At 67.2% G+C, this 22,863-nt stretch carries 21 protein-coding genes; all 21 read right to left on the bottom strand.

Annotated elements, in window-relative coordinates:
- On the bottom strand, positions 1 to 990 hold the full coding sequence (locus VNF92_06310; GenBank protein ID HVA57485.1) for a beta-ketoacyl-ACP synthase III: 990 nt from the start codon (positions 988 to 990) through the stop codon (positions 1 to 3).
- Entirely contained in the window at positions 987 to 2,009 is a 1,023-nt protein-coding gene (plsX, locus tag VNF92_06305) for a phosphate acyltransferase PlsX (protein ID HVA57484.1), read from the bottom strand. The genes VNF92_06310 and plsX overlap by 4 nt, the downstream gene beginning before the upstream one ends.
- A gap of 2 nt (positions 2,010 to 2,011) precedes the next feature.
- Positions 2,012 to 2,194, bottom strand: coding sequence for a 50S ribosomal protein L32 (gene rpmF / locus VNF92_06300; GenBank protein HVA57483.1), 183 nt, complete (start codon positions 2,192 to 2,194; stop codon positions 2,012 to 2,014).
- 35 nt (positions 2,195 to 2,229) lie between these two features.
- A complete protein-coding gene (locus VNF92_06295; GenBank protein HVA57482.1) occupies positions 2,230 to 2,760 on the bottom strand; it encodes a DUF177 domain-containing protein in 531 nt (176 codons plus the stop codon).
- 93 nt (positions 2,761 to 2,853) lie between these two features.
- Positions 2,854 to 3,282, bottom strand: a complete 429-nt coding sequence (ndk, locus tag VNF92_06290) for a nucleoside-diphosphate kinase (protein HVA57481.1) — start codon at positions 3,280 to 3,282, stop codon at positions 2,854 to 2,856.
- Positions 3,283 to 3,330: 48 nt separating this feature from the next.
- Positions 3,331 to 4,203, bottom strand: a complete 873-nt coding sequence (sucD, locus tag VNF92_06285) for a succinate--CoA ligase subunit alpha (GenBank protein ID HVA57480.1) — start codon at positions 4,201 to 4,203, stop codon at positions 3,331 to 3,333.
- On the bottom strand, positions 4,200 to 5,345 hold the full coding sequence (gene sucC / locus VNF92_06280; protein ID HVA57479.1) for an ADP-forming succinate--CoA ligase subunit beta: 1,146 nt from the start codon (positions 5,343 to 5,345) through the stop codon (positions 4,200 to 4,202). Before sucC ends, sucD begins: the two co-directional genes overlap by 4 nt.
- Before the next feature lie 2 nt (positions 5,346 to 5,347).
- Positions 5,348 to 6,304: a carbamate kinase gene (locus tag VNF92_06275; GenBank protein HVA57478.1), complete on the bottom strand. Its 957-nt coding sequence runs from the start codon at positions 6,302 to 6,304 to the stop codon at positions 5,348 to 5,350.
- Entirely contained in the window at positions 6,301 to 8,766 is a 2,466-nt protein-coding gene (locus VNF92_06270; protein ID HVA57477.1) for a UPF0182 family protein, read from the bottom strand. The genes VNF92_06275 and VNF92_06270 overlap by 4 nt, the downstream gene beginning before the upstream one ends.
- A gap of 1 nt (position 8,767) precedes the next feature.
- On the bottom strand, positions 8,768 to 10,135 hold the full coding sequence (locus tag VNF92_06265; protein HVA57476.1) for a phosphomannomutase/phosphoglucomutase: 1,368 nt from the start codon (positions 10,133 to 10,135) through the stop codon (positions 8,768 to 8,770).
- Between the two features lie 67 nt (positions 10,136 to 10,202).
- Positions 10,203 to 11,729, bottom strand: coding sequence for an NADH-quinone oxidoreductase subunit N (locus VNF92_06260; protein HVA57475.1), 1,527 nt, complete (start codon positions 11,727 to 11,729; stop codon positions 10,203 to 10,205).
- Positions 11,729 to 13,321 carry an NADH-quinone oxidoreductase subunit M gene (locus tag VNF92_06255; GenBank protein HVA57474.1) on the bottom strand — a complete coding sequence of 531 codons (1,593 nt, stop codon included), beginning with the start codon at positions 13,319 to 13,321 and terminating at the stop codon, positions 11,729 to 11,731. Before VNF92_06255 ends, VNF92_06260 begins: the two co-directional genes overlap by 1 nt.
- On the bottom strand, positions 13,318 to 15,519 hold the full coding sequence (gene nuoL / locus VNF92_06250; protein ID HVA57473.1) for an NADH-quinone oxidoreductase subunit L: 2,202 nt from the start codon (positions 15,517 to 15,519) through the stop codon (positions 13,318 to 13,320). Before nuoL ends, VNF92_06255 begins: the two co-directional genes overlap by 4 nt.
- On the bottom strand, positions 15,519 to 15,812 hold the full coding sequence (gene nuoK, locus VNF92_06245) for an NADH-quinone oxidoreductase subunit NuoK (protein HVA57472.1): 294 nt from the start codon (positions 15,810 to 15,812) through the stop codon (positions 15,519 to 15,521). Before nuoK ends, nuoL begins: the two co-directional genes overlap by 1 nt.
- Complete coding sequence (locus VNF92_06240) at positions 15,802 to 16,350, bottom strand: NADH-quinone oxidoreductase subunit J (protein HVA57471.1); 549 nt, start codon at positions 16,348 to 16,350, stop codon at positions 15,802 to 15,804. Before VNF92_06240 ends, nuoK begins: the two co-directional genes overlap by 11 nt.
- A complete protein-coding gene (locus tag VNF92_06235; GenBank protein ID HVA57470.1) occupies positions 16,350 to 16,847 on the bottom strand; it encodes an NADH-quinone oxidoreductase subunit I in 498 nt (165 codons plus the stop codon). Before VNF92_06235 ends, VNF92_06240 begins: the two co-directional genes overlap by 1 nt.
- Positions 16,847 to 18,127 (bottom strand): NADH-quinone oxidoreductase subunit NuoH, encoded by a 1,281-nt coding sequence (gene nuoH / locus VNF92_06230; GenBank protein HVA57469.1) that lies wholly within the window; start codon positions 18,125 to 18,127, stop codon positions 16,847 to 16,849. The genes VNF92_06235 and nuoH overlap by 1 nt, the downstream gene beginning before the upstream one ends.
- Entirely contained in the window at positions 18,124 to 19,692 is a 1,569-nt protein-coding gene (locus VNF92_06225) for a 2Fe-2S iron-sulfur cluster-binding protein (protein ID HVA57468.1), read from the bottom strand. The genes nuoH and VNF92_06225 overlap by 4 nt, the downstream gene beginning before the upstream one ends.
- Positions 19,693 to 21,006 (bottom strand): NADH-quinone oxidoreductase subunit NuoF, encoded by a 1,314-nt coding sequence (nuoF, locus tag VNF92_06220; protein HVA57467.1) that lies wholly within the window; start codon positions 21,004 to 21,006, stop codon positions 19,693 to 19,695.
- Positions 21,006 to 21,551: an NAD(P)H-dependent oxidoreductase subunit E gene (locus tag VNF92_06215; protein HVA57466.1), complete on the bottom strand. Its 546-nt coding sequence runs from the start codon at positions 21,549 to 21,551 to the stop codon at positions 21,006 to 21,008. Before VNF92_06215 ends, nuoF begins: the two co-directional genes overlap by 1 nt.
- Positions 21,548 to 22,861 (bottom strand): NADH dehydrogenase (quinone) subunit D, encoded by a 1,314-nt coding sequence (gene nuoD / locus VNF92_06210; GenBank protein ID HVA57465.1) that lies wholly within the window; start codon positions 22,859 to 22,861, stop codon positions 21,548 to 21,550. The genes VNF92_06215 and nuoD overlap by 4 nt, the downstream gene beginning before the upstream one ends.
- Between the last annotated feature and the right edge of the window lie 2 nt (positions 22,862 to 22,863).

Genomic DNA, 22,863 nt, shown 5'->3' with positions numbered 1-22,863 from the left:
TCAGAACCGGATGACCATCGAGCCCCAGGTGAATCCGGCGCCGAACCCGACGAGGAGGACGGTGCTGCCTTCCTTGATTCGCCCCGTCTGGAGGGCTTCGTCCAGGGCGATCGGGATGGATGCCGAGGACGTGTTGCCGTAGCGGTCCACGTTCACGTAGACCTTGGTCATGGGCATGTTGGCGTGCTTGGCGGTGGCTTCGATGATGCGAACGTTCGCCTGGTGCGGAATGAGCAAGTCGATATCGGCGCTGGTGAGCTTGGCGGCATCGAGCACACGGTCGCAGGCGTCGGCCATGGACCGCACGGCGTGCTTGAAGACCTCACGCCCCGCCATCTTCACGTAGGAGCTGCGGTCGTCGAGTACCTGCTGGTCGAACGGATGGGCAGCGCCTCCGGCTGGCCGGTACAGCAGGTTGGCGAGGGTGCCGTCGCTGCGGATGTAGGAGCCGAGGATGCCGCGGTCGCGTTCGGCGGGGCGCACGATCGCCGCGCCGGCGCCGTCACCGAACAGCACGCAGGTGGCGCGGTCGGTCCAGTCGATGATCGAACTCATGCGCTCGGCACTCACCACGAGCACCGTCTCGGCGCTGCCGGCGGCGATCATCGCCTCGGCCACCGTGGTGCCGTAGATGAACCCGGCGCAGGCGGCGCTGATGTCGAACGCTGCGGCGCGGGAGGCGCCCAACTCGGCCTGCAGATCCACGGCCGTGGACGGGAGGAGCCGGTCGGTCGTGGCGGTGCTGAGCACGATCGTGTCGATGTCGCCGGCGTGCACGCCGGCGCGCTCCATGGCCTGCCGCGACGCGACCGCTGCCATGGTGCAGGTGGTCTCGCCGGGGGCGGCGATGTGGCGCTCGCGGATCCCGGTTCGCCCGACGATCCACTCGTCGGAGGTCTCGATGCCGATCGCCGCGAAGTCGTGGTTGGTCATCACGCGCTCGGGCACGCCGCGTCCGGTGGACGCGAAATATGCGATGGGGCGCTTCATGCGGCGGCCCCGTCGGCGGCGGCGTTCAGCCGGTTGCCGATATGGTCCACGAGACGGCTCTCCACGGCCTGGACGGCCACGTTGATCGCGTTCTTGAGCGCACGCGGCGACGAGCGGCCGTGGCAGATGATGCTCACCCCGCGCACGCCGAGGAGCGGAGCGCCGCCGTACTCGGAGTAGTCGAGCTGTCGCAGGGCGGCCGTGATCCGCTCTTGCTCCAGGCCGGCCTTGACGAGCAGTCCAACCATGAGCGGCGCGACGGCTTCGTAGAATTTCAGGACCACGTTGCCCACGAATCCGTCGCACACGACGACGTCGACCGGGCCCTGATGATTACGGCCGGCGGGGAGATCGCGTCCTTCGACGTTGCCCACGAAATTGAGGCCGGATTCGGCGAGGAGGGCGTGCGCTTCTTTGCAGACGGCGTTTCCCTTCTCCGCTTCCTCGCCGATGTTCAGCAGCCCGACCGCCGGATTCTGGCGGCCGAGCATGTCATGGGCGTAGACGCTGCCGAGGCGCGCGAACTGAACGAGTTCCACCGCCGTGCAGTCGACGTTGGCGCCCGAATCGAGCACAACGACGGGTTGTTGGGCGGTGGGAAAGAGCGTGACGATGGCGGGCCGCTTGAGCCCGTCGAGCAGCTTGAGGAGGACCATCGAGGCGGCCATCTGGGCCCCGGTGTTGCCGGCCGAGACGAACGCGTCACAGCGGCCTTCGGCGTGCATGCGGAGCCCCACCATCATGGAGCTGTTGGGCTTGCCGCGGATGGCCGCGCTGGGCTTCTCGGCCATCTCGATGACGTCGGGAGCGTCGACGACGTTGAGGCGTGCACGATGCGCGGCGAACGCGGCGTATTCACCGCGCAGCAGCGCGTCGAGCGTGCGCTCGATGAGCGCCGCCTGGCCGACGAGGTGGATTGCGTGCGAGGGATCGAGCTCGGCGGCGGCGAGTAGCGCGCCGGCAACGGTCGCCTGTGGGGCGTGGTCTCCCCCCATGGCGTCCAACGCGATCCGCGCCAACGTCAGGCTTCCCTGGCGGCGACTCGCTGCTTGCCGGCGTAGTACCCGCATTCGTCACACACGCGATGGGGGCGCTTCATCGCCTGACAGCGGGGACACTTCTGGAGGGCGATGGGCGCCGCTTTCTTGTGCGTGTTGCGGGCGCGCTTCTTTCGCTTGGAGGTTCTGCGCTTCGGGACGGCCATGGGTCGATCGGATCGTTAGAGAGTCAGAACGGAATTTACGTCGTGGAGGAGGAATCGAGCTTGTGCAGGGCGTCCCACCGCGCGTCGTGCGTGGGGGGACAGCTGCACGGTCCGGCATTGAGATCGGCGCCGCAAGTGGGACAGAGACCCGGGCAGTCCTCCCGGCAGAGGACGAACGCCGGCGCGTTGATCAGCCAGAGTTCGCGCACCGCCGGGCGCAGATCGAGTTCCTTGGCCCGACGATCGAACCTGTACACGTCCGGATCGTCAACCTCGTCGTCGGTCTTGGCGTCGCCGGCCTCGGCGAAGATGAGGTGCGCCTCGTCCTCCACCGCAACCGACGTTTCAGTCAAACAGCGCCGACACGGCAGCACGGCAGTGCCCGCGATGCGGCTGTGCCAGTAGAACCGCCCCGCGCCGGCCGCCGAAAGGCGCCCGGCTACGCGAATGGCGCCCGATGGCACCGGGTCTCCCGCCTGCCAGATGGCGTCGTCGGGGAGCACTTCCCCGTTTACGGTAACGGCGGCAGACTCGAGGTCGCGAATGTCAAAGGACAGCATAGCCATCAAAACTACTTGTCTTGCAGGGGCTTCACAAGTCTGCGCCACGCGTGAAGTTAGGGGTTCCCGCGGGAGGCACATCGGCCCCGCGCCGGAATCCTATCGTGCGGCGATGGTATCGCTCTCCGCGAAGAAGAAGCGGGCCTCGCGCTCGGCGTTCTCATCGCTGTCCGAGGCGTGGATGGCGTTCCGCTCCTTGGACTCGGCGTAGAGCTTGCGGACCGTGCCCGCCTCGGCCTCGGCGGGGTCGGTAGCGCCAATCGCCTTGCGCAGCGCGGCGACCGCACCGGCCTTCTCGAGGATCATCGGCAGGCAGGGGCCCGACGTCATGAAGGCGACCAGCGACGCATAGAACGGCCGCTCGCGGTGCACGGCGTAGAACTCGCCCGCCTGCGCGGTTGTAAGGTGCATGAGGCGGGCCGCGCGCACCACGAAGCCCTGCGCCTCGAGGTGCGCGATGATCTTGCCGGCCTTGCCGGCGCCGACGGCGTCCGGCTTGACGATGGTCAGCGTATAGTTGGCAGCCATTGGGTGAATGTTCCGAGTCATTGTGAAAAAAGCGACGTGCGGGCGCACCTACTTGAGGCGTGCCCTGATGAGATCCACGAAATCGATGGGGCGCTTGGCCACGCCCATGCCGGCCGCCTCGAACGCGGCGAGCTTCTCAGCCGCGGTGCCCGACGACCCGGAGATTATGGCGCCGGCGTGGCCCATGCGGCGGCCTGGCGGCGCGGTCTGCCCGGCAATGAATCCGACCACCGGCTTGGTCATGTGTTGCTTGACGAACTCGGCGGCCTGCTGCTCGTCGGTGCCGCCGATCTCACCCATCAACGCCACCGCCTTGGTGTGCGGGTCCTTCTCGAATGCCGCGAGGCAATCGATGAAGTTGGTGCCGTTGATCGGGTCGCCGCCGATGCCGACGCACGTGGATTGGCCGAGACCCGCGCGGGTGAGCTGGTACACGATCTCGTAGGTGAGCGTGCCGGACCGGCTCACGACGCCGACATCGCCCGGCGCGCAGATGCGACCGGGAATGATGCCGACCTTGCACTGACCGGGCGTGATGAGGCCCGGGCAATTGGGGCCGAGAAGCCGCGCACCCTTCTCCTGCACAAAGGGGTACACCCTGGTCATGTCGAGGACGGGCACGCCTTCGGTGATGGCGACGATGAATTTGATGCCGGCATCAGCCGCTTCCATGATCGCGTCGGCGGCGTACATCGGCGGCACGTACACGACGCTCGTGTTGGCGCCGGTGGCCACGACAGCGTCGCGCATCGTATTGAAGATCGGCACGGTCTTTTCGAACGTCTGGCCGCCCTTGCCGGGCGTGACGCCGCCCACGACCCTGGTGCCGTACTCCAGCATCTGCTTGGCGTGGAACGAGCCATCGCGACCCGTGATGCCCTGTACGATGACCGTGGTGGAGTTGTCGATGAAGATGCTCACGCGGCCTTTCCTCCCTTGGCGAGGGCCACGGCGTGCTTCACCGCTTCGTCCATGTCGGCCGAGGCCGAGAACCCATTGGCTTTGAGGATCTTGACGGCGATGTCCTCATTGGTGCCGGTGAGGCGGATCACGATCGGCACCTTGAGCGGATTGGCCTTGGTGGCGGTCACGATGCCGTTGGCCACGTCGTCGGTGCGGGTGATGCCGCCGAAGATGTTGAAGAGAATGGCCTTCACGTTGGGGTCGGCGGTGATGATGCGGAGTGCGTTCACGACCTTCTCCGGATTGGACGAGCCGCCGATGTCGAGAAAGTTGGCGGGGTGGCCGCCGTAGTATTTGACGAGATCCATGGTAGCCATGGCGAGCCCGGCGCCGTTGACCACGCAACCCACGTCGCCGTCGAGCTTGATGAACGTGAGGTTCGCGTTGCGGGCGGCGACCTCGCTGGGCGCTTCGCCGCTGTCGTCGCGCAGGGCGGCGATCTCGGGGCGGCGGTCGAGTTCATTGTCGTCGATGACCATCTTGGCGTCGAGCGCCACGACATCGCCGTTCGGCGTGGTGACGAGCGGGTTGATCTCGGCCAGGGAGGCACCGCTGCTCATGAACGCGGCGTAGAGCTTCTGCATGATCGATGCAGCGGCCCGCGCTTGCTTGAGGTCGTCATACAGCGCGAAGCCGAGTTCCATGGCCTGGAAGCTCTGCAACCCGTAGCGCGTATCGACGCGCCGCTTCGTGATCTTTTCCGGCGTCTTGGCGGCAACCTCTTCGATGTCGATGCCGCCCGCGCGGCTCACCATGAACACGGGCGCTTTGGAAGCGCGATCGAGAATCACGCCGACGTAGGCTTCACTGGCAATGTCCTCGGCAGGCGTCACGAGTACCTTGTGAACGGTGAGCCCCTTGATCTGCATGCCCAGAATCTTGGCCGCGACGGCCTTGGCCTCGGCCGGATCCTTGGCGAGTTTCACTCCGCCCGCCTTGCCCCGCCCACCCGCGTGCACCTGGGCCTTGACGACCACGGCAGTGTTGAAGGTTCTGGCAATCGCTTCTGCCTGATCGGGGGTCGTCGCCACCTCCCCCGGGGGAATCGGCACGCCCTGAGCGCGCAGAATGTCCTTGGCCTGATATTCGTGAATGTTCACGCCTACTCCGGTGTGATGGTCGTTCCGGCCTCGCCACGGACCGCTTCGCGGCCCCGGCTCAGCTCTGTGATGATCGCACGGCCGCCGGTGCGGCGCACGAAGTCCACTGCGGCACGGATTTTCGGCGCCATGCTGCCCTCGCCGAATGCGCCCGCGCCATCCATGCGAACCGCTTCTTCCACTGTGAGCCGCGGCAGCGCTCGCTGCTGGGGCGTGCCCCACTCGGCGTATACCGCGTCCACATCGGTGAGAATCAGCAGCATCTCGGCGCCGAGGTCGCGCGCGAGCACGGCCGCCGCCAGGTCCTTGTCCACCACGGCGTCGACCCCCTCCCAACCTAGCGACGAATCCTCGTAAATGGGCGCCCCTCCGCCCCCACAGGCGATTACCACGGTGCCCGACTCGAGGAGACGCTGGACTACACGCGCCTCATGTACCGCAAGCGGCGTCGGGCTTCCCACGACGCGTCGCAGCCGTCCGCGCCCGTCGGGGCGTACGGCGTAGCCTTCGGCCTCCACCTGTCGCGCCCGCTCCGGCGTCAGGGCGTGGCCGATGAATTTCGTCGGCATCTGCAGCGCCGGGTCGTGCGGGTCCACGTGCACCTGCGTGATCAGCGTGACCACGTCCCGCGGGTGCCCGGCCCGGCGCAGCGCATTGTCGAGCGACTGCTGGATCATGTAGCCGATCCAGCCTGCGGTTTCGGCCACGAGCACGCCGAGTGGCAGCGGGCTGGCGTCGCGGCGGGCCAGCTCGTTGCGCACCAACTCGTCGCCCACCTGCGGCCCGTTGCCGTGCACGATGCAGACGTTCCATCCCGCGAGAATGAGATCGACGATCGGCGCCAGGCTCTCGCGAGTGTGGCGGAACTGGTCGTAGATGGTGCACCGCTCGCCCTGGGGGGCGAGCGCGTTGCCGCCAATGGCAACGATGGCGGTCTGCACCGCGCGGCCGGCGGTCATGGCGCTCGCACGCCGAGCAGCCGTCCCAGGGCGTCGAACGCGCGGCCGAACGCCAGCCAGTCGCCGCGCCGCAGGGCGTCGCGCATGTCCTGATAGAGCCGGGCCGTGAGGCGGCGCGTTTCCACCGGCGACCCCGGCGACGCGCCTCGCGGAGGAATCACGACGCCACTCGCCTGCCGAAGGGTCGGCGCGACGCGCACCGAGTCGCCCACGAGGTAGACCACGTGCAGGAGGCGCGGCACCGCGCCCGGGGTCCATTGGTACACGGGCTGCATGTACGCCAGGTGGTCGCCGAGCATGAACGCCCGCACGACGCCGTGCACGGCGCTGACGTTCGGGGCGCGGGCTGCGCTGTCAGCGGCCGCCAGGCGGTCGAGCACGTTGTGCCAGAGGGGGCCGCTGGCGCCGGCGGCTGGCAGCCACACCGTGCGGTGGTCGGGCCCTCCTTCGCTCACCAGCACACCGCGCACGCGCTCGCCCTGATCGAGCATCGGAATCTCGATGGCCGTCGGGCCCCCACCGGGAAGCGCGAACACCGGCCACTGTGCGGCAAGGCTGCTATCGGCGCCGTCGACCACGGGCAGATGGATGGGCCGTCCCACGTTCGCGCGCGGGCCGAACCGTCCGAAGGCGAGCGCCTGCGTGCGTGCGGCGTCGGCGGCCGGGGGCAGCGCGGCCAGCACGGCCGCCGGCAGGGACGCACGGTCCACGAATAACCGGGGGAATTCGCCGGCCCACGTGGCCGCGATAGGATCGAGCACGGGGTCGGGCAGGATCCACACCTCGCCGGTCTGCGAGAGTACGAGCGCGGTCGCCGCGTGTTGGAAGTAGCTCCGTACGGCGCCGTCGATGACGAGCCGCTGGCTCAACGGGTACGCGGACGAGGCCGAATAGAGGTCGATCACCCAGTATAGCGAGTCGCCGAGCAGGAGCGGCTCCACGCGGCTGGCCTGCACGAAGAAGGGCGCCAAGGCTGCGACGCGGTCGCGCACGTCGCGCAGCGTGACGAGCACCGGGCCCGGCTCCGGCAGTTCCTGCACCCAGAGGCGCGGATTGCGCACGCTCACGGCTTCGGCAAGCCGCTCGATGGGCGAGGTGAGCGGCACGCCCTTCACGTGGCGCGCCGAGTCCGACACGACCACGTATCCGGAGGTGGAATCGAGGACGATCGACGGGGCGAGGACGATCGCGTCGTCCTCGCTCCCCGGCTCCGGCACGCGCGCGGGATTGCCACGGTCGTCGGCGGCCGACGCGACCGTGCGCACGGCGATGCCCACGGGGGCTGCCTCCCCCGGATCAGGGGGCGGCTCCGGTGAGGTGACGACGCCGATGATGCCGTCGGGGCCGCCGCGCCACCCGACACGTGCGCCGCGGCCGAGGCGCGATTCGGCCTCGACAGCGCGAGCCAGCGGGAGGGCGTCCCAGGCCGGCACCCCGATGGCCGCCGCGGCGAGCGTGGCATAGGCGTCGGCCGAATCGCCGATCACGACGCGGTCCACGCCGTACGCGCGACGGGTGTACCCGGCGCGCGTGGCCTCGTACGGCCGCTCCCGGAGCACCGGGTCGGGCTCATCGGGAAATCGGCTGCCGATGAGTGGTGCGATGTCACGCGTGACGACGCCGGTGGCGAGCACGCCGGCCACAGCGGTGAACATGAGTCGTCGCTGCCCGGTCCAACCGGCCCAGATGACGACGAATCCCGCGGCCAGCGTCACCATGGCGAGCACCAACTCGCCGGGAATGCCGACGTGGTGGTCGAGCGCCGTGAACGTCCCGTCCGGCCCCGAGCCTTGGAGCAGCAGGCCGTACATTTCGAGGCGGAAGTGCCAGGCGAGCAGGAGCATCAACACGCCGGCGAGCACAGCCAGGTGGCGCCGCACGTATTCGGAGATGTGCAGGCGGCCGCGCTCCAGTCGCAGGCCCGGCGTGAGGATGTACAGGAACACCACGACCGCCAACACGCAGAGCACGCAGGCCGTGGCCCAGATGAACAGCGATTGTTCGAACGGCAACCGGTAGGTGAAGAAGCCGAGGTCGGCGTTGAAGTAGGGATCACTCTCGCCGAATGGGCGTCCGGCGTTGGCCAGCAGCAGGCCGGTCCAGTCCTGAAGGGCGAGGGCCAGCGGCAGGGTCACGATGAGCGCGACGAGTACCGTCATGCCGGTGAGCATTCGGCTGGACACCTCTTCGCCGATATCGAGGTTGCCGACCCGGCGCGGGAGCACCAGCGACACGACCGACCGTCGCACGGCGTAGAAGTTGGCGAAGGCGAAGAGTCCGACGGCGAGTCCGCCTGCGGCGCGCAGCACGATGAGTGCGATGAGCCGGGCCCGCCAGACCGAAAGCGCGCCGAGCGCCTGGTACCAGCGATAGCCGGCGTAGAACTGCGAGGCTTCCCGCGCGGCGAGCAGCGTGATGCCGCTCGCGATCAGGGCGAAAGCGAGCCACCGCCGCGACGTCACGTCACACCCGCACGCCCTGCGCGCGCAGCCAGCCTTCCATCTCGGCGCGGATGGCGTCCAGCCGTTCCGGCGTGCGTGCTTCGAACCGGGCCACGATCACGGGTTGCGTGTTCGACGCGCGGATCAGGCCCCAGCCGTCGCCGAATAGCACGCGCACACCGTCCACGTCGATCACGTCGCGGGTGGCGCGGAAATGCGCGACGGCCCGGGCCACGACGTCGAACTTGAGATTGTCGGGACAATCGATGCGGATCTCGGGCGTGGCAAAGGAGGCGGGCACGTCGGCGAGCAGTTCACGCACGGTGCGGCCGGCATCGGCCACGATGCGCAGCAGGCGGCCCGCTCCGTACAGCGCGTCGTCGTGACCGTAGAACCCTTCGGTGAAGAACATGTGCCCCGACATCTCGCCGGCCAGCGGCGCGTGCAGTGCCTTCATCTTCTCCTTGATCAGCGAATGCCCGGTCTTCCACATCACGGGCTCGCCCCCCGCGGCACGGATGGCGTCGGGGAGGGCCTGCGAGCACTTCACGTCGAAGATGATGGACTGCCCCCGGCCGGTGCGGCGGAGCACGTCACGCGCGTAGACGATCAGGAGCCGGTCACCCCAGATGATCTCTCCATCCTGATCGACCACGCCGATGCGATCAGCGTCGCCATCGAAGGCGATGCCCAACTCGGCGCCCTCCGCGCGCACTGCAGCGATCAGCGCGCTGAGGTTCGCCGGAACGGTCGGGTCGGGGTGATGATTGGGAAACGTGCCGTCGCTCTCGCAGAACAGGCCGCGGCCGTCCACGCCCAATCGTGCGAAGAGGCGCGGCGCGACCAGCGCCCCTGCCCCGTTGCCGCAGTCATAGATCACCTTCACCTTGCGCGCCAGAGGTCCGATGCGCGCGACGATGTCGTCCACGTAGCGGTCGATCACCTGTTCGGTGCGCACCGTGCCCGCTCCGGTGGGCCCACCGGGTTGCTGCGTCAGGCGGTACAACTCCTGGATTTCCGCCCCGTACACGGAGGTCGTGCCGCGGCAGATCTTGAAGCCGTTGAATTCGGGTGGATTATGCGAGCCGGTGATCTGGATACCGCCGGCGACATCAAGGTGGTTGAGACTCCAGTACATGAGCGGCGTGGGCACAACGCCGATGTCAACCACGTTCACGCCGCGCGCGGTGAGTCCCTCCACCAGGGCATCGCGAAGGGCACCGCCGCTGGGCCGGTTGTCGCGCCCGACGACGAGGGGCCCGGCGCTCCCACGCTCGGCGAGATAGCGGGCATAGGCGGCGCCGACGGCGCGAGCCGCCTCGGTGGTGAGGTCCTTGCCTACCACGCCTCGAATGTCGTATTCGCGAAAGATTCCTGATTCAACGGTCATCGTAGTCCTCGAAATGCGGACGGGGCCGTCGCAGGCCCCGTCCCTCCTCCTCGTGGCCGCCGCCGGGTTAGCGGGCGACGGGAGACGGCGTGCTCCCCGCCACGTTGACCGGTGGTGGCGCGATCGCGCCCGCCTGGGCGAACCCGGCGAAGTTGTCGGGTACGACGCCGAGCACCAGGATCGCGAGCACGGTCACCACGACCACGGCCCGGGTGAGCGCAGCGATGGGGCCTGGGACGGCCGCGTCGTCGGGACGCGGCTTCATGAACATCACCATTACCACGGAGAGGTAATAGCCTGCCGACACCACGGTGGTAAGCACGAGGACCACGGCGAGCATGGTCTGCGGAACGGGGGCCTGGAGGGCGGCCTGCAGCACGTACCACTTGGCAAAGAATCCGGCGCCACCGAAGATCGGGAAGCCGAGCAGGGACAGCATCAGGACCCCCGTGCCCAGGGCCAGCCATGGCCGCACGGACCAGAGCCCGGCGAAGTCGTCGACCATCACCGGCCGGTCGCCCGGTCGCGACATCACGATGATGACCGCGAACGCGCCGAACGTGGCGAGCGTATACGCCAGGAGGTAGAACAGCACGGCGCCGGTGGCCTGCGTGGTGCCGGCGGCGAGCGCGACGAGCAGGAATCCGGCGTGCGCGATGCTGGAGTACGCGAGCATGCGCTTGATGTTGCGTTGGGCGAGCCCGATGGCGTTGCCCCCGACCATTGTGGCGATGGCCAGCCCGGCCACGGCCGGATGCCAGGCGTGGTAGACGGTTGGGAACGCCTCCGTCCAGACGCGCAGCAGCGCGGCGAACGCCGCCGCCTTGACCGTCGCGGCCATGTAGGCCGTGATCGGGGAGGGCGCACCATCGTACACGTCGGGCGCCCACATGTGGAACGGAACCGCTGCTACCTTGAAGCCGAACCCGATGAGCATGAGACCGATGCCCATGATGAGCAGCGGACTGTGCGCGAGGCCGAGCGTATTCACGCGGTCGGCGATGTCGATCAGGTTGGTCGCTCCGGTGGCGCCGTACACGAGCGCCATGCCGTAGAGCAGGAAGGCCGTGGCGAAGGCGCCCAGCAGGAAGTACTTGAGCGCGCCTTCCGCTCCGCGCGCGCTGCGCCGGTTGATGCCCGCCAATGCGTACACCGACAACGACATCAACTCGATGCCGAGAAACACGATCATCAGATCCTGGGCGGCGGCCAGCAGCATCATCCCCGCGGAGGCGAGGAGGATGAGCACGTGCGACTCGGCTACCGTGAGCCCCATCCGGTCGTTGTCGTCAATCGTGAGCGCGATGGCGAATACGGTGCCGAGCAGGATGACGAGGTCGGCCATCCAGCGGAAGTTGTCCACGGCGATCGGCCCAGCGGTCGCCGTGCGCTGCTGGTACAGACTCCACACCACGTAGGCGCCGGTGATTACGGTGAGCGCGAGGCTGGCGACTCCCACGCTGCGCTGGTGGGCCACCGATGCCGGCCGCCACGCGGCCCAGAGGAGGAGCAGCATGGCGCCCCCCATCAGCACGAGGTCGGGGCCGAGGGCCGCCATCAGCTGCGACGGGACGGAGAGATCGAACGGAGGCATCACCTGATCCCTCCCGTATCGTCACTCATCATGGCCCGCGTCTGCACGGTCTGCACGAACCGCTCCACCGTAGGTTCCATGCGCCGGAGAACGGGCTGGGGGTAGATGCCGAGCCAGACGATGGCGGCGAGCAGGGGCACGAGCAGGGCGATTTCACGGCGGTTGAGGTCCGGAATGTGGGCGTTGGCCGGCTTATCCAACCGATTGAACAGGATGCGCTGGATGGCCCACAGCAGGTACGCGGCCGAGAAGATGACGGCGGTGGTGGCGATGAAGGCGAACCCGGGGTAGTTGCGGAAAGCGCCGATCAGTACCAGGAACTCGCCGACGAAGCCGTTGGTGCCGGGCACGCCGATACTGCTGAGGGCGACGAGGGTCAGCGCCGTCGCGAACATCGGGACGACGCGCGCGAGCCCGCCGTAGTCTTCGATGAGGCGCGTGTGGCGCCGCTCATAGATCATGCCGATCAGGAAGAACAGCGCGCCGGTGGAGATGCCGTGGTTGATCATCACCATGAGCGCGCCCTGCACGCTCTGCACGGTGAGCGCGAAGATGCCGAGCATCACGAACCCAAGGTGGCTGACCGACGAATAGGCTACGAGCTTCTTGAAGTCGGGCTGCACCAGCGATACGAGGGCGCCGTAGACGATGCCGACCACGGCCAGCGTGAGGACGATGCCCCGCACCGTCGGGTTGGTGGCCGCGCCGGCAAAGAGGGGCACGGCGAGGCGCAGAAATCCGAACGTTCCCAGCTTGAGCATGATGCTGGCCAGGACGACTGACCCCGCCGTCGGCGCCTCGACGTGCGCATCGGGCAACCATGTGTGGAACGGGAACATCGGCACCTTCACGGCGAAGGCCAGGAAGAAGGCGCCGAACAGCCACAGCCCGACGGTCGGTGAGAACGTGGCCGTAGCGAGGACCGCGTCGTAGCCGAAGTTCGGGATGCCGGTGAGGCGCGACTTGGCGGCCAGTCCGAGGTAGATGATGGCGACCAGCATGAGCAGCGAGCCGACCATCGTGTAGAGGAAGAACTTGAGGCTCGCGTAGAGGCGACGGTCCCCGCCCCACACGCCGATGATGAAGTACATCGGCACGAGCATCACTTCCCACATCACGTAGAACAGGAACAGATCGAGCGCCATGAACACGCCGAGCATGCCCGCCGTGAGGATGAGCAGCAAGGCGTAGTACGAATGGGCGCGTTTGCGAATACTGGTCCAGCTGCCCAACACGGCCAGCACCATCATGGACGTGGTGAGGAGGATCATCATCAGCGAGATCCCGTCGATCCCCACGGTGAAGCGAATGCCCCACGACGGAATCCACGGAATGCTGTATAGGGCCTGCCACCCCACGGCCGCGGGAACGAATGACCACCAGAGACCGAGCGAGATCACGAATTCGATGACGAACGTGACGAGGGCGATCATGCGCGGCGTCGTGGCCGTGCCCGAGACCACGTCGTCGTCGCCGGGGGCGCCGCCGGGGAGACCCTGCAGCCAGATCGCGATCGCGCCCAGCGTCGGCACGACCAGCAACACCGGGAGCACCCAGTGCATGTAGCCGATGGAGGTCAGGAACTCGTTCATGGCAGCACCGAGTGGCGTAAGGCGCCGAGCACGAGCAGCACGCCCAGCACGAGCACCCACGCGTACGTGCCGAGCTGCCCCGATTGGAGCTGTGATCCGACCCAGCCGGCGAAGCGGGCCGCCCAGGCACTGCCGTTCACGAAGAGTCCGTCGATCAGCCCAACGTCGATTCCGCGCCAGAGCACATTGCGCGAGACCGCGTAGACGGGCTCGACTACCGTCGCATCGTAGATCTCATCGACGTAATACTTGTTGGCGAGCACGAGGTCGAATCCTTCCTCGGGCTTGGCCTGCGACTTGGGAACGAGTGCCGCCGGTTTGAGCACGACCACGGCGGTGGCGATGCCCGCGATGGCGATGGCGACCGCCACCGCGATGAGCATTCCTTCGGTACTCGGGGCCGTTTGGGCGCCGGTGCCGATCACCCGGGCAGTGCCGGCCCCGACCACGGGGTCGAGCCAGTGTTCCAGCAGGCCGGAGGGCCCCAGCGGAATCGCGCGGGTGATGATCTCCGGCAGATTGAACCAGCCGCCCACTGCGGCGAGGATGCCGAGCACGACGAGCGGCCCGGTCATGATCCACGGGGCTTCGTGCAGGTGCGCGCGCTCCTTCTCCCCGGTCCGGTTGGGGCCGTGGAAGGTGTAGAGCATGAGGCGAGTCATGTAGATGGCGGTGAGCAGGGCCGCGGCGAGTCCGAGGGCATACGCGCCGTAGAGCACCGCCGTGCCGGGCACGCCCAGCCAGCTGGCCTGGGCGAGCGTACTTCCCTGGGCGCGGGCGAACACGGTGCCCAGGATTTCGTCCTTGGAGAAGAAGCCGGAGAACGGGGGAATACCCGAGATGGCGAGGGTGGCGATCCACATCAGGATCCAGGTGACCTTCATGTACTGCTTGAGGCCACCCATGTTGCGCATGTCCTGGGCGTCGTCGTGGTTGTGCGTGTGGTGGTACGCCTCGTGCATGACGTGGATGACCGAGCCGGCACCAAGGAAGAGCAACGCCTTGAAGAAGGCGTGCGTCATCAGGTGGAAAATGCCAGCCACGTACGCCCCCGCCCCGACGGCCACGAACATGTAGCCGAGCTGCGAGACGGTGGAGTAGGCGAGCACCTTCTTGATGTCCCACTGCTTGAGGCCGATGGTGGCGGCGAACAGCGCGGTGACCGCGCCCACGGCGATCACGGTGAGCCCGGCCACGGGCGCCGCGGCGAACAGGAAATTGCTGCGCGCGATCAGGTACACGCCCGCCGTCACCATGGTGGCGGCGTGGATCAGGGCCGACACGGGGGTGGGGCCGGCCATCGCGTCGGGGAGCCAGATGTAGAGCGGAATCTGGGCGCTCTTCCCCGCGCAGCCGAGGAAGAAGAACAGGCAGATGGCCGTGATCAGCGCGCCCCCGAAGACGATCTGCCCCGACTGGGCCTGCAACTGGCTGAAGTCCAGCGTCTTGAAGTTCGCGAACAGCAGGAACATCGCGATGAGGAATCCGAAGTCCCCGATGCGGTTGACGATGAACGCCTTCTTGCCGGCATCGGCGTTGGCCTTCTCGCTGAACCAGAATCCGATGAGCAGATATGAGCAGAGGCCCACGCCCTCCCAGCCGATGAACAGGATCGGGTAGTTGGCGCCGAGGACCAGTACGAGCATGAAGAAGACGAACAGGTTCAGATACGCGAAGTACCGCGGATACCCCGGGTCTTCGCGCATGTAGCCGACGCTGAACAGATGGATGAGCATCCCGACGCCAGTCACGACGAGCACCATCACCATCGAGAGCTGGTCGAGGCGGAACGCCGCGTCGATGGACAGGTCACCCACCGGCATCCACGAGAAGTAGCGTTGCACGAAGGGCGCCGTCATGTCGGGTACGGCGCGCATCGTGAGGAAGATCGAGAAGGCGAGCAGGAAGGCGGCCACCAGCACGCCCGGCCCCACGACGCTCGTGATGGCGGCGAAGCGATGACGCGTGGCCGCGTGCTCGTCGTGGACGGCGGGATGGGCGTCGGCCCCGGCGTCGCCGTGCGTGTCGTGCGACGCGGCGCTCGGATCGGCCGGCCCGCATCGCGCCACGGCGAACAGCGACAGCGCTCCGTTGATCAGGAATCCCAGGAGCGGCAGGAGCGGGATGGCCCACATCCAGGCGGCGATGGTGCCGGCCAGCGGATGGGCGCCCGGGGAGACGGCGGTTTGAAGGAGCATCAGCCCTTCAGCAGGTTGATGTTCTGAAGGTCGACCGTGTGCCGGTGACGGAAGAGCGCGATGATGATCGCGAGGCCCACGGCGGCTTCGGCGGCTGCGACGGTCATGACGAGGAAGACGAAGACCTGTCCGCCGGCGCCGTACTCGCGCGCGAACGCGATGAACGTCAGGTTCACGGCGTTGAGCATCAGTTCCACGCACATGAAGAGAATGATGGCGTTGCGGCGCGTGAGCACGCCCACCACCCCGATCGCGAACAGCACAGCGGAGAAGAACAGCGACTCAGCGAGCATCGGTCCTCCGGATTCCCAGGACCACGGCGCCGACGATGGCGGCAAGGAGCACCACGCTCGTGATTTCGAAGGGGAGCAGATATTGATGGAAGAGCGCCCCGGCGAACGGCGCGATGGCGCCTTGGGTGGCCACCTGCGTGGCCGCGTAGCCCTCGGGGAGCGTGTACGGAGCGGCCGATACGCCGTGGACGAGCGTGAACAGTTCGGCGACGAGCCCAATGCCCATCGCGCCCGCGGCGAGCTTCCAGCCCAATCCGCGGGCGTCGGCCGTCTGGGATGGTTGCCCGAGGTTGAGCAGCATGACCACGAACAGGAACACCACCATGATCGCGCCGGCATAGACCAGCACCTGGATGACGCCGATGAACTGGGCGTCCAGCATCACGTAGAGCGCCGCCAGAGAGAACATCACGACCACCAGCCACATGGCGGCCGCCACGGGACTGCGGCGCGTCACGAAGACCACGGCCGACACGATCGCGATGAGGCCGAACAGGTAGAAGTGAAACGCGTAGAACAGCGAGGGGGCGTCCGGCATCACTCCCCCTTGGGGTCGGCAGGATCCCACATCTCGCATACCGGGTGCGTCTGCGCCGTCAGCCGCTCGAGGTCGTACACGAACCCCTCCCGGCTGTATTCCGAGTTCTCGTAATGCCGCCCGACGTGGATCGCTTCCTCCGGACAGACCTCCTGGCAGTACCCGCAGAAGATGCACCGGAATTCGTCGATCTCGAACAGGAGCGGATACCGGTTGCCCTTCTCATCCTCACCGGGCACGAGCTTGATGCAGTTGGCCGGACAGATCGATGGGCACAGCCCACAGGCCACGCACTTGGCCTTGCCGTCCTCGGTGGTCAGCATCCGATGCGTCCCCCGCCACCGAGGCGAGAGGGACTTCTTCTGCTCGGGATACTGCGTGGTCACCTTCTGCGGATTGAGCAGGTGCTTGGCGGTGAGCGCCATGCCTTTGAGCGTGGCGCGAATGTAGCTCGTCTGCTCGATCGGGCGGTCGACGACCTTGATGCCGATTGCCATCAGTTACGGCCCTCCGTCGTCAACGACGAACGCGATGCGACGGCCTGCAGCTTGTCGACGTCGCGCTTCTCGAGTCTGGAATAGGCCGGACTGATCAGCCGGCCGCGATCGATCAGGAAGAACAGGATGACCACCAGCACCACATTGAGGGCCAGCAGGGACAGACCGAACGCCCACGACCCGCGGGCCACGCCCGAGGCGTCGAGCCCGAGGATGGCGCTCGCCATCACGACGATGTAGCCCAGCGACAGCGGGAGCATGAGCTTCCAGCCCAGCGCCATCAGTTGGTCGTAGCGGAACCGCGGCAGCGTCCAACGGATCCACATGTAGAAGAACAGGAAGAACAGCACCTTGAAGACGAAGAATCCGCCCGTGGCCAGGGTCTTCCAGGCGCTCCAGGGCGCGACGTCCCAGTGTCCCGGAATATCCCACCCGCCGAAGAACAGTGTGACCATCAGCGCGCTGGCCGTCACCATGTTCGCGTACTCGGCGATGAAGAACATCGAGAACTTCATCGCACTGTACTCCGAGTGATAGCCGGCCACCAACTCGGATTCCGCCTCGGGAAGATCGAACGGCAGGCGGTTGGTCTCGGCGAACGCCGCCACGAGGAAGATCAGGAACGCGATCGTGAGCCCGAGCACGTTCCACATCCCGCGCGCCTGCTGGAGCACGATGTCGTTGAGGGCCACATTGCCGGACAGGAGCAGCACCGGGATCGTGGACATGCCCATCGCGATCTCGTATGACACCATCTGAGCGCTGGACCGCAACCCGCCCAGGAGCGCGTACTTGTTGTTGGAACTCCACCCGGCGAGCACGATGCCGTACACGCCGAGCGACGAGATGGCCAGGATGAACAGATAGCCCACCGGCAGCGGGGCAACGACCATGTCGATCAGCCCCCACCGCGTGGGGAGCGGCGATGCGAACGGGATCACGCACCACGTGAGGAGCGCCGGAATGAACGCGATTGCGGGCGCGAGCACGAACAGCGGCAGGTTGGCCTGTCCCGGGTACGTCTCCTCCTTCATGAAATTCTTGAGCCCGTCGGCTGCCGGTTGGAGCAGGCCACCGGGTCCCACGCGATTGGGCCCGTGCCGGTCCTGGATCCAGGCCGAGACCTTGCGTTCGGCCAGCGTGAGCAGCGCCACGCCCGTGAGGTAGACCGTGAAGACGACCAGGATCTTGATCGCGGTGGCCACGAGGTACACCGTGATCGACGGCGGTGGAAGCTGCGGGCTCGCCACCTGCAGCAGCGGATGGATGAAGGCGTTCATGCCACCGCCCCTGCAGCGGCGCTCGTCACGAGCGCGCCCTTGAGTCCCAGCGAATCGTAGGACATGCCGGCGAATTCCGGGTGCGACGCCGACAGCGCGGCGAACACGTCCTGGGCCTGCCGATAGTTGGCGGACTCGCCCAACGCGGCGAGCAGGTCGGCGACCACCAGCCAACTCGGACGCGAGAAGCCAGGGCCCGACTTCGCCTGGTGGAACCGCTGTACGCGACCCCGAAGGTTGGTGAACGTCCCCTCTTCTTCCGCGATGTTGGTGATCGGCAGCACGACCGAAGCGGCATGACGCGCCCACACAGGGAGCGTCGTGCCGATGACGATGATTGCACCGGCCCTGGCCACGTCAGGCGCGTCCAGTCCGGCCAGTTCTTCATCGGCCACGATCAGCACGTCGCCGGGCTGCAGATCGGCCAGGGGCGCCGGCCGGCGCGAGAGGCCCAGCATCTCGGCGCCGCGGGCGTTGGCGGCGAGATCGGCGCGACGAGCCAGATCGGGCACGCCCGGCAGCGGCGCTTCGTCGCCCTGACGCACACGGAACGCCCCCGCCCCGCCGGTCTTCTTGACGAGCCGAGAGAGCAGGAACAGCGCTTCGTTGGGGAGCCCCGGGGAGGCCAGTAGGTACGCCCGCTTGTCCTTGAGCACCGACGCGGCGGCTGACACGGCGGCTTCCCAGTCAGCCGCGGCCAGCGTGGCTCCCTGGCGCACCATGGGCAGCTCCACGCGGTCCTGCCGGTTCATCCAGCGATAGTCGAGCCGCCCTTGATCGCACATGAAGTACTGATTCACGGCGTCGTTGGGACGCGGTCGCAGGCGCACGACCATGTTGTCGCGCGTCTCGATGATCATGTTGCACCCCTGCGAGCAGCCGGGGCAGATGGACGCGGTGCGATCCACTTCCCAGGCGCGCACCTTGTTGAGCGAGTCCTTGGAGAGAAGGGCGCCCACCGGGCAGAGGTCGATCACGTTGCCGGCCCACGGGTGCGTGAGGTCCTTCCCCTCGAACTTGCCGATCAGCGCGCGGTCGCCGCGCTCGCTGACGTTGAGCGCGGCGTCGTGGGCTACGTCGTCCATGAACCGCACGCAGCGCGTGCAGAGGATGCACCGGTTGGTGACGTACATGACGTCGCCGCCGAAGTCCTCCACCGGGTTGAACCGCTTGCCGTCGCGCAGCCGGCCCTCGGCTCGCCCTTCCTGGTAGGTGTAGTCCTGCAGTTCGCATTCGCCTGCCTGATCGCAGATCGGGCAGTCGAGCGGATGGTTGATGAGCAGGAGCTCGAGCACTCCCTTGCGCGCCTCGAGTGCCTTGGGCGAATGGACGTGCACGACCTGCCCCTCGGCCACCGCGGTGGCGCACGACGGCGCCAGCTTGGGCGCCTTCTCGACTTCCACCAAGCACATGCGGCACACGCCGGCCACCGGGAGCCCGGGGTGGTAGCAGTAGTGGGGCACGAGGATCCCCGCCGCCTTGGCCGCCTCGAGGATCGAGGTGCCCGCCGGCACCGCCACCGTCCGCCCTTCGATCGTCAGGTTGATCAACTTTGCATCGGCCATCTACGCCACCGCCGGGACCATATGGACCGTCTTCTTCTTGATCAGCGCTTCGAAGTCGCCGCGGAACTTGTGGATGCCCGAGACCACCGGCACGGCGCACGAGTCGCTGAGCACGCAGATGGTCTTGCCGGTCATGTTGTCCGCGATCTCGAGGAGTGTGTCGAGGTCTTCGCTGGATCCGTCGCCGGCCACGATTCGCTCGAGGATGCGCGTCGTCCACGAGGTGCCCTCGCGGCACTGGGTGCATTGGGCGCAGCTCTCGTGGGCAAAGAACCGAGCCGCGCGCGCGATCTGCTTGACCAGATTCTGGGCGTCGTCGATCACGATCACGCCGCCCGAGCCGAGCATGGTGCCCTGCTCCACGAACCCTTCGTAATCCATGAAGCTGGCCTCGGCTTCATCCAGTGTCTGGATGGGCACCGAGATGCCGCCGGGGATGATGGCCTTGAATCGGCGGCCGGGCTTGGGGCCGCCGCAGAGGTCGTACAGGAAGTCCTTGAACGGGAAGCCGAGCGGGACCTCGTAGTTGCCGGGGCGCTGCACGTTGCCGCACACCGAGAACAGCTTGGTGCCCGGGCTCTTCGGGTTGTCCGGGCGCCCGAACTTCTTGTACCAGTCGGCGCCGTTGTTGAGAATGTGCGGCACCGCGGCCAACGTCTCGACGTTGTTGATCGTGGTTGGCTGGCCGAACACGCCCGACACCGCCGGGAAGGGCGGTTTGATGCGCGGGTTGCCGCGCCGCCCCTCGATGGAATTCATGAGGGCGGTTTCCTCGCCGCAGATGTAGGCGCCGGCGCCCCGGTGGATGTAGATGTTGATCGTCTTGCCGGTGCCCATGGCGTTCGCGCCGAGGATGCCGGCGGCGTACGCTTCCTTGAGGGCGGCTTCCACGCGCTCCAGCGGATCGGTGAACTCGCCACGGATGTAGATGTAGCACGTCTCGGCGCCGATCGCGTAGGCGCCGATGGCGCACCCTTCGATCAGGCCGTGCGGCGTCCAGCGCATGATCTCGCGATCTTTGAACGTCCCCGGCTCGGACTCGTCGGCGTTGCAGCAGAGGTAGTGCGGCTTGCCGTCGTCGAGCTTCATGAACGACCACTTCACGCCGGTCGGGAAGCCGGCGCCGCCGCGCCCGCGCAGCCCGGAGTCCTTGACGATGCTCACGATCTCCGGCGGCGACATGCCGAGCGCCTTCTGGAGCGCCGCGTACCCGCCACGCTTCTTCCAGCCGTCGAGCGTGGCCGCTTCGGGATCGCCGAAGTACTTGGAGAGGACCACCGCTTCGCGCTCGTGGGGCTTGTGCGGATATCCCATTACGCCAGACCTGCCAGGATGTCCGGGACGTTCTCCGGCGTCACTGATTCGAGGAACCGTTCGTTGATCATCACCGGCGTGGCGAACCCGCACGCGCCGAGGCACTCGACCTCGATGACGGTGAATCTTCCGTCGTCCGACGTGACGCCCAACTCCTCACAGCCGGTATGGCGCAGGAAGGCGTCGCGCACGCCCTCGGCGCCGCACACGGCGCACGGCGAGGTCGTGCACACCTGGATGAAGTACTTACCCACCGGGTGCTGATGGTACATGGTGTAGAACGTGACCACGCCCTTCACGTATGCCGGGGTGAGTTCCAGGACCTGGGCCACCTCGGCCATGCCCTCTTCGCTGATCCAGCCGCGGGTTTCCTGCACCATCCACAGCGCCGGCAGGAGGCCGGCTCGTTTGGTCGGATAGCGGGTGAGCACGGCGTCGAGCTGCTCGCGCCGCGGACCCACGAACACCGGCGTGTAGGACTCGGCGTGCGTGCCGTGCGATGTGTCCGCGGGCGCGTCCACGCCGCCCATCTCTCGCGTGCTCACCGGTCGATCTCTCCCATGACGATGTCGATGCTCGCATTGATCGCGATGACGTCCGACAGCAAGTGCCCCTCCACCATCTTGGGAATGGCGGACAGGTTGACGAACGACGGCGGCCGGATGCGCCACCGCACCGGTTTTGGCGTGCCGTCGGAGACCATGTAGTAGCCCTTCTCACCCTTGGGGCTCTCCACCGCGACGTAGCACTCACCGATCGGCGGCCGCGGCCCTTCCATCACCTGCTTGAAGTGATGGATCATCGACTCCATATCGCTGGTCGCCTTGTGCTTGGGCGGGAGCACGACGCGGTGGTCGTCCACGTTCACGGGCCCGTCGGGCAGCCGCCGGATGGCCTGCTCGAGGATCCGCACGGATTGCCGCAACTCCTCCACGCGCACCAGGTACCGGTCGTAGACGTCGCCGCTCGTGCCCACAGGGACGTCGAAGTCGTACGTCTCGTAGTCCAGATACGGGAAGTCGCGGCGCACGTCGTAGGCCACGCCCGAGGCACGGAGCATGGGGCCCGACAGGCCGTAGTTGAGCGCCTCGTCGGCCGACATCACGCCGAGCCCAATCGTGCGGCCCACCCACACCGCGTTCTTGGAGAGCATCCGCTCGGCTTCGTCGATGGTCTTGGGAAAGCTCCGCACGAATCCGGTGAGCTTGTCCATCCATCCGTCGGGGATGTCGGCCCCCATCCCGCCCACGCGGGTGAGCGAGGTCGTGAGCCGGGCGCCGATCCACATATCGAAAAGCTCATAGATGCGTTCGCGTTCCTCGAACAGCCAGAGAAACGGCGTGAACGCGCCGATGTCGATACAGGTCGTGCCCCACCACACGAGGTGCGACATGACGCGCGATAGCTCCATGGCGATCACGCGCAGCACCTTGCACCGCTCCGTGATCTCGATCCCGAACAGGCGCTCGGCGCCCAGCGCGAACGCCACGTTGTTGCCCGGCGAGTTCAGGTAGTCCTCGCGGTCCGTCCACGGGATGATCTGGTTGTACGTGCGGTACTCCCCGATCTTCTCGAATCCGCAGTGCAGGTAGCCGATATGCGGCACGCATCGCACCACCGTCTCGCCGTCCAGCTCCAGCACCAGCCGGAGCACGCCGTGCGTGGCCGGGTGCTGCGGGCCGATGTTGATCAGCATGTGCTCGCCGGCGAGGTCGGGCTCCAGCGCATCGGGCGCTTCCATGGGCACCACGTTGCCGCGATCGTCGGTGACGAGCGGCACCCGCACCGGACGCCCCTGTGCGTCGAGGCCACTGGTGGACAGGTCGACTTCCACCGTGCGTTTGGTCGTCGGCATGT

It is taken from the genome of Gemmatimonadaceae bacterium (genome assembly GCA_035533015.1).
In the GTDB taxonomy this organism is placed as follows: domain Bacteria; phylum Gemmatimonadota; class Gemmatimonadetes; order Gemmatimonadales; family Gemmatimonadaceae; genus JAGWRI01.
The sequence above is the reverse complement of the archived record's forward strand: the minus strand, read 5'-3'. Positions and strand labels throughout refer to the sequence as shown.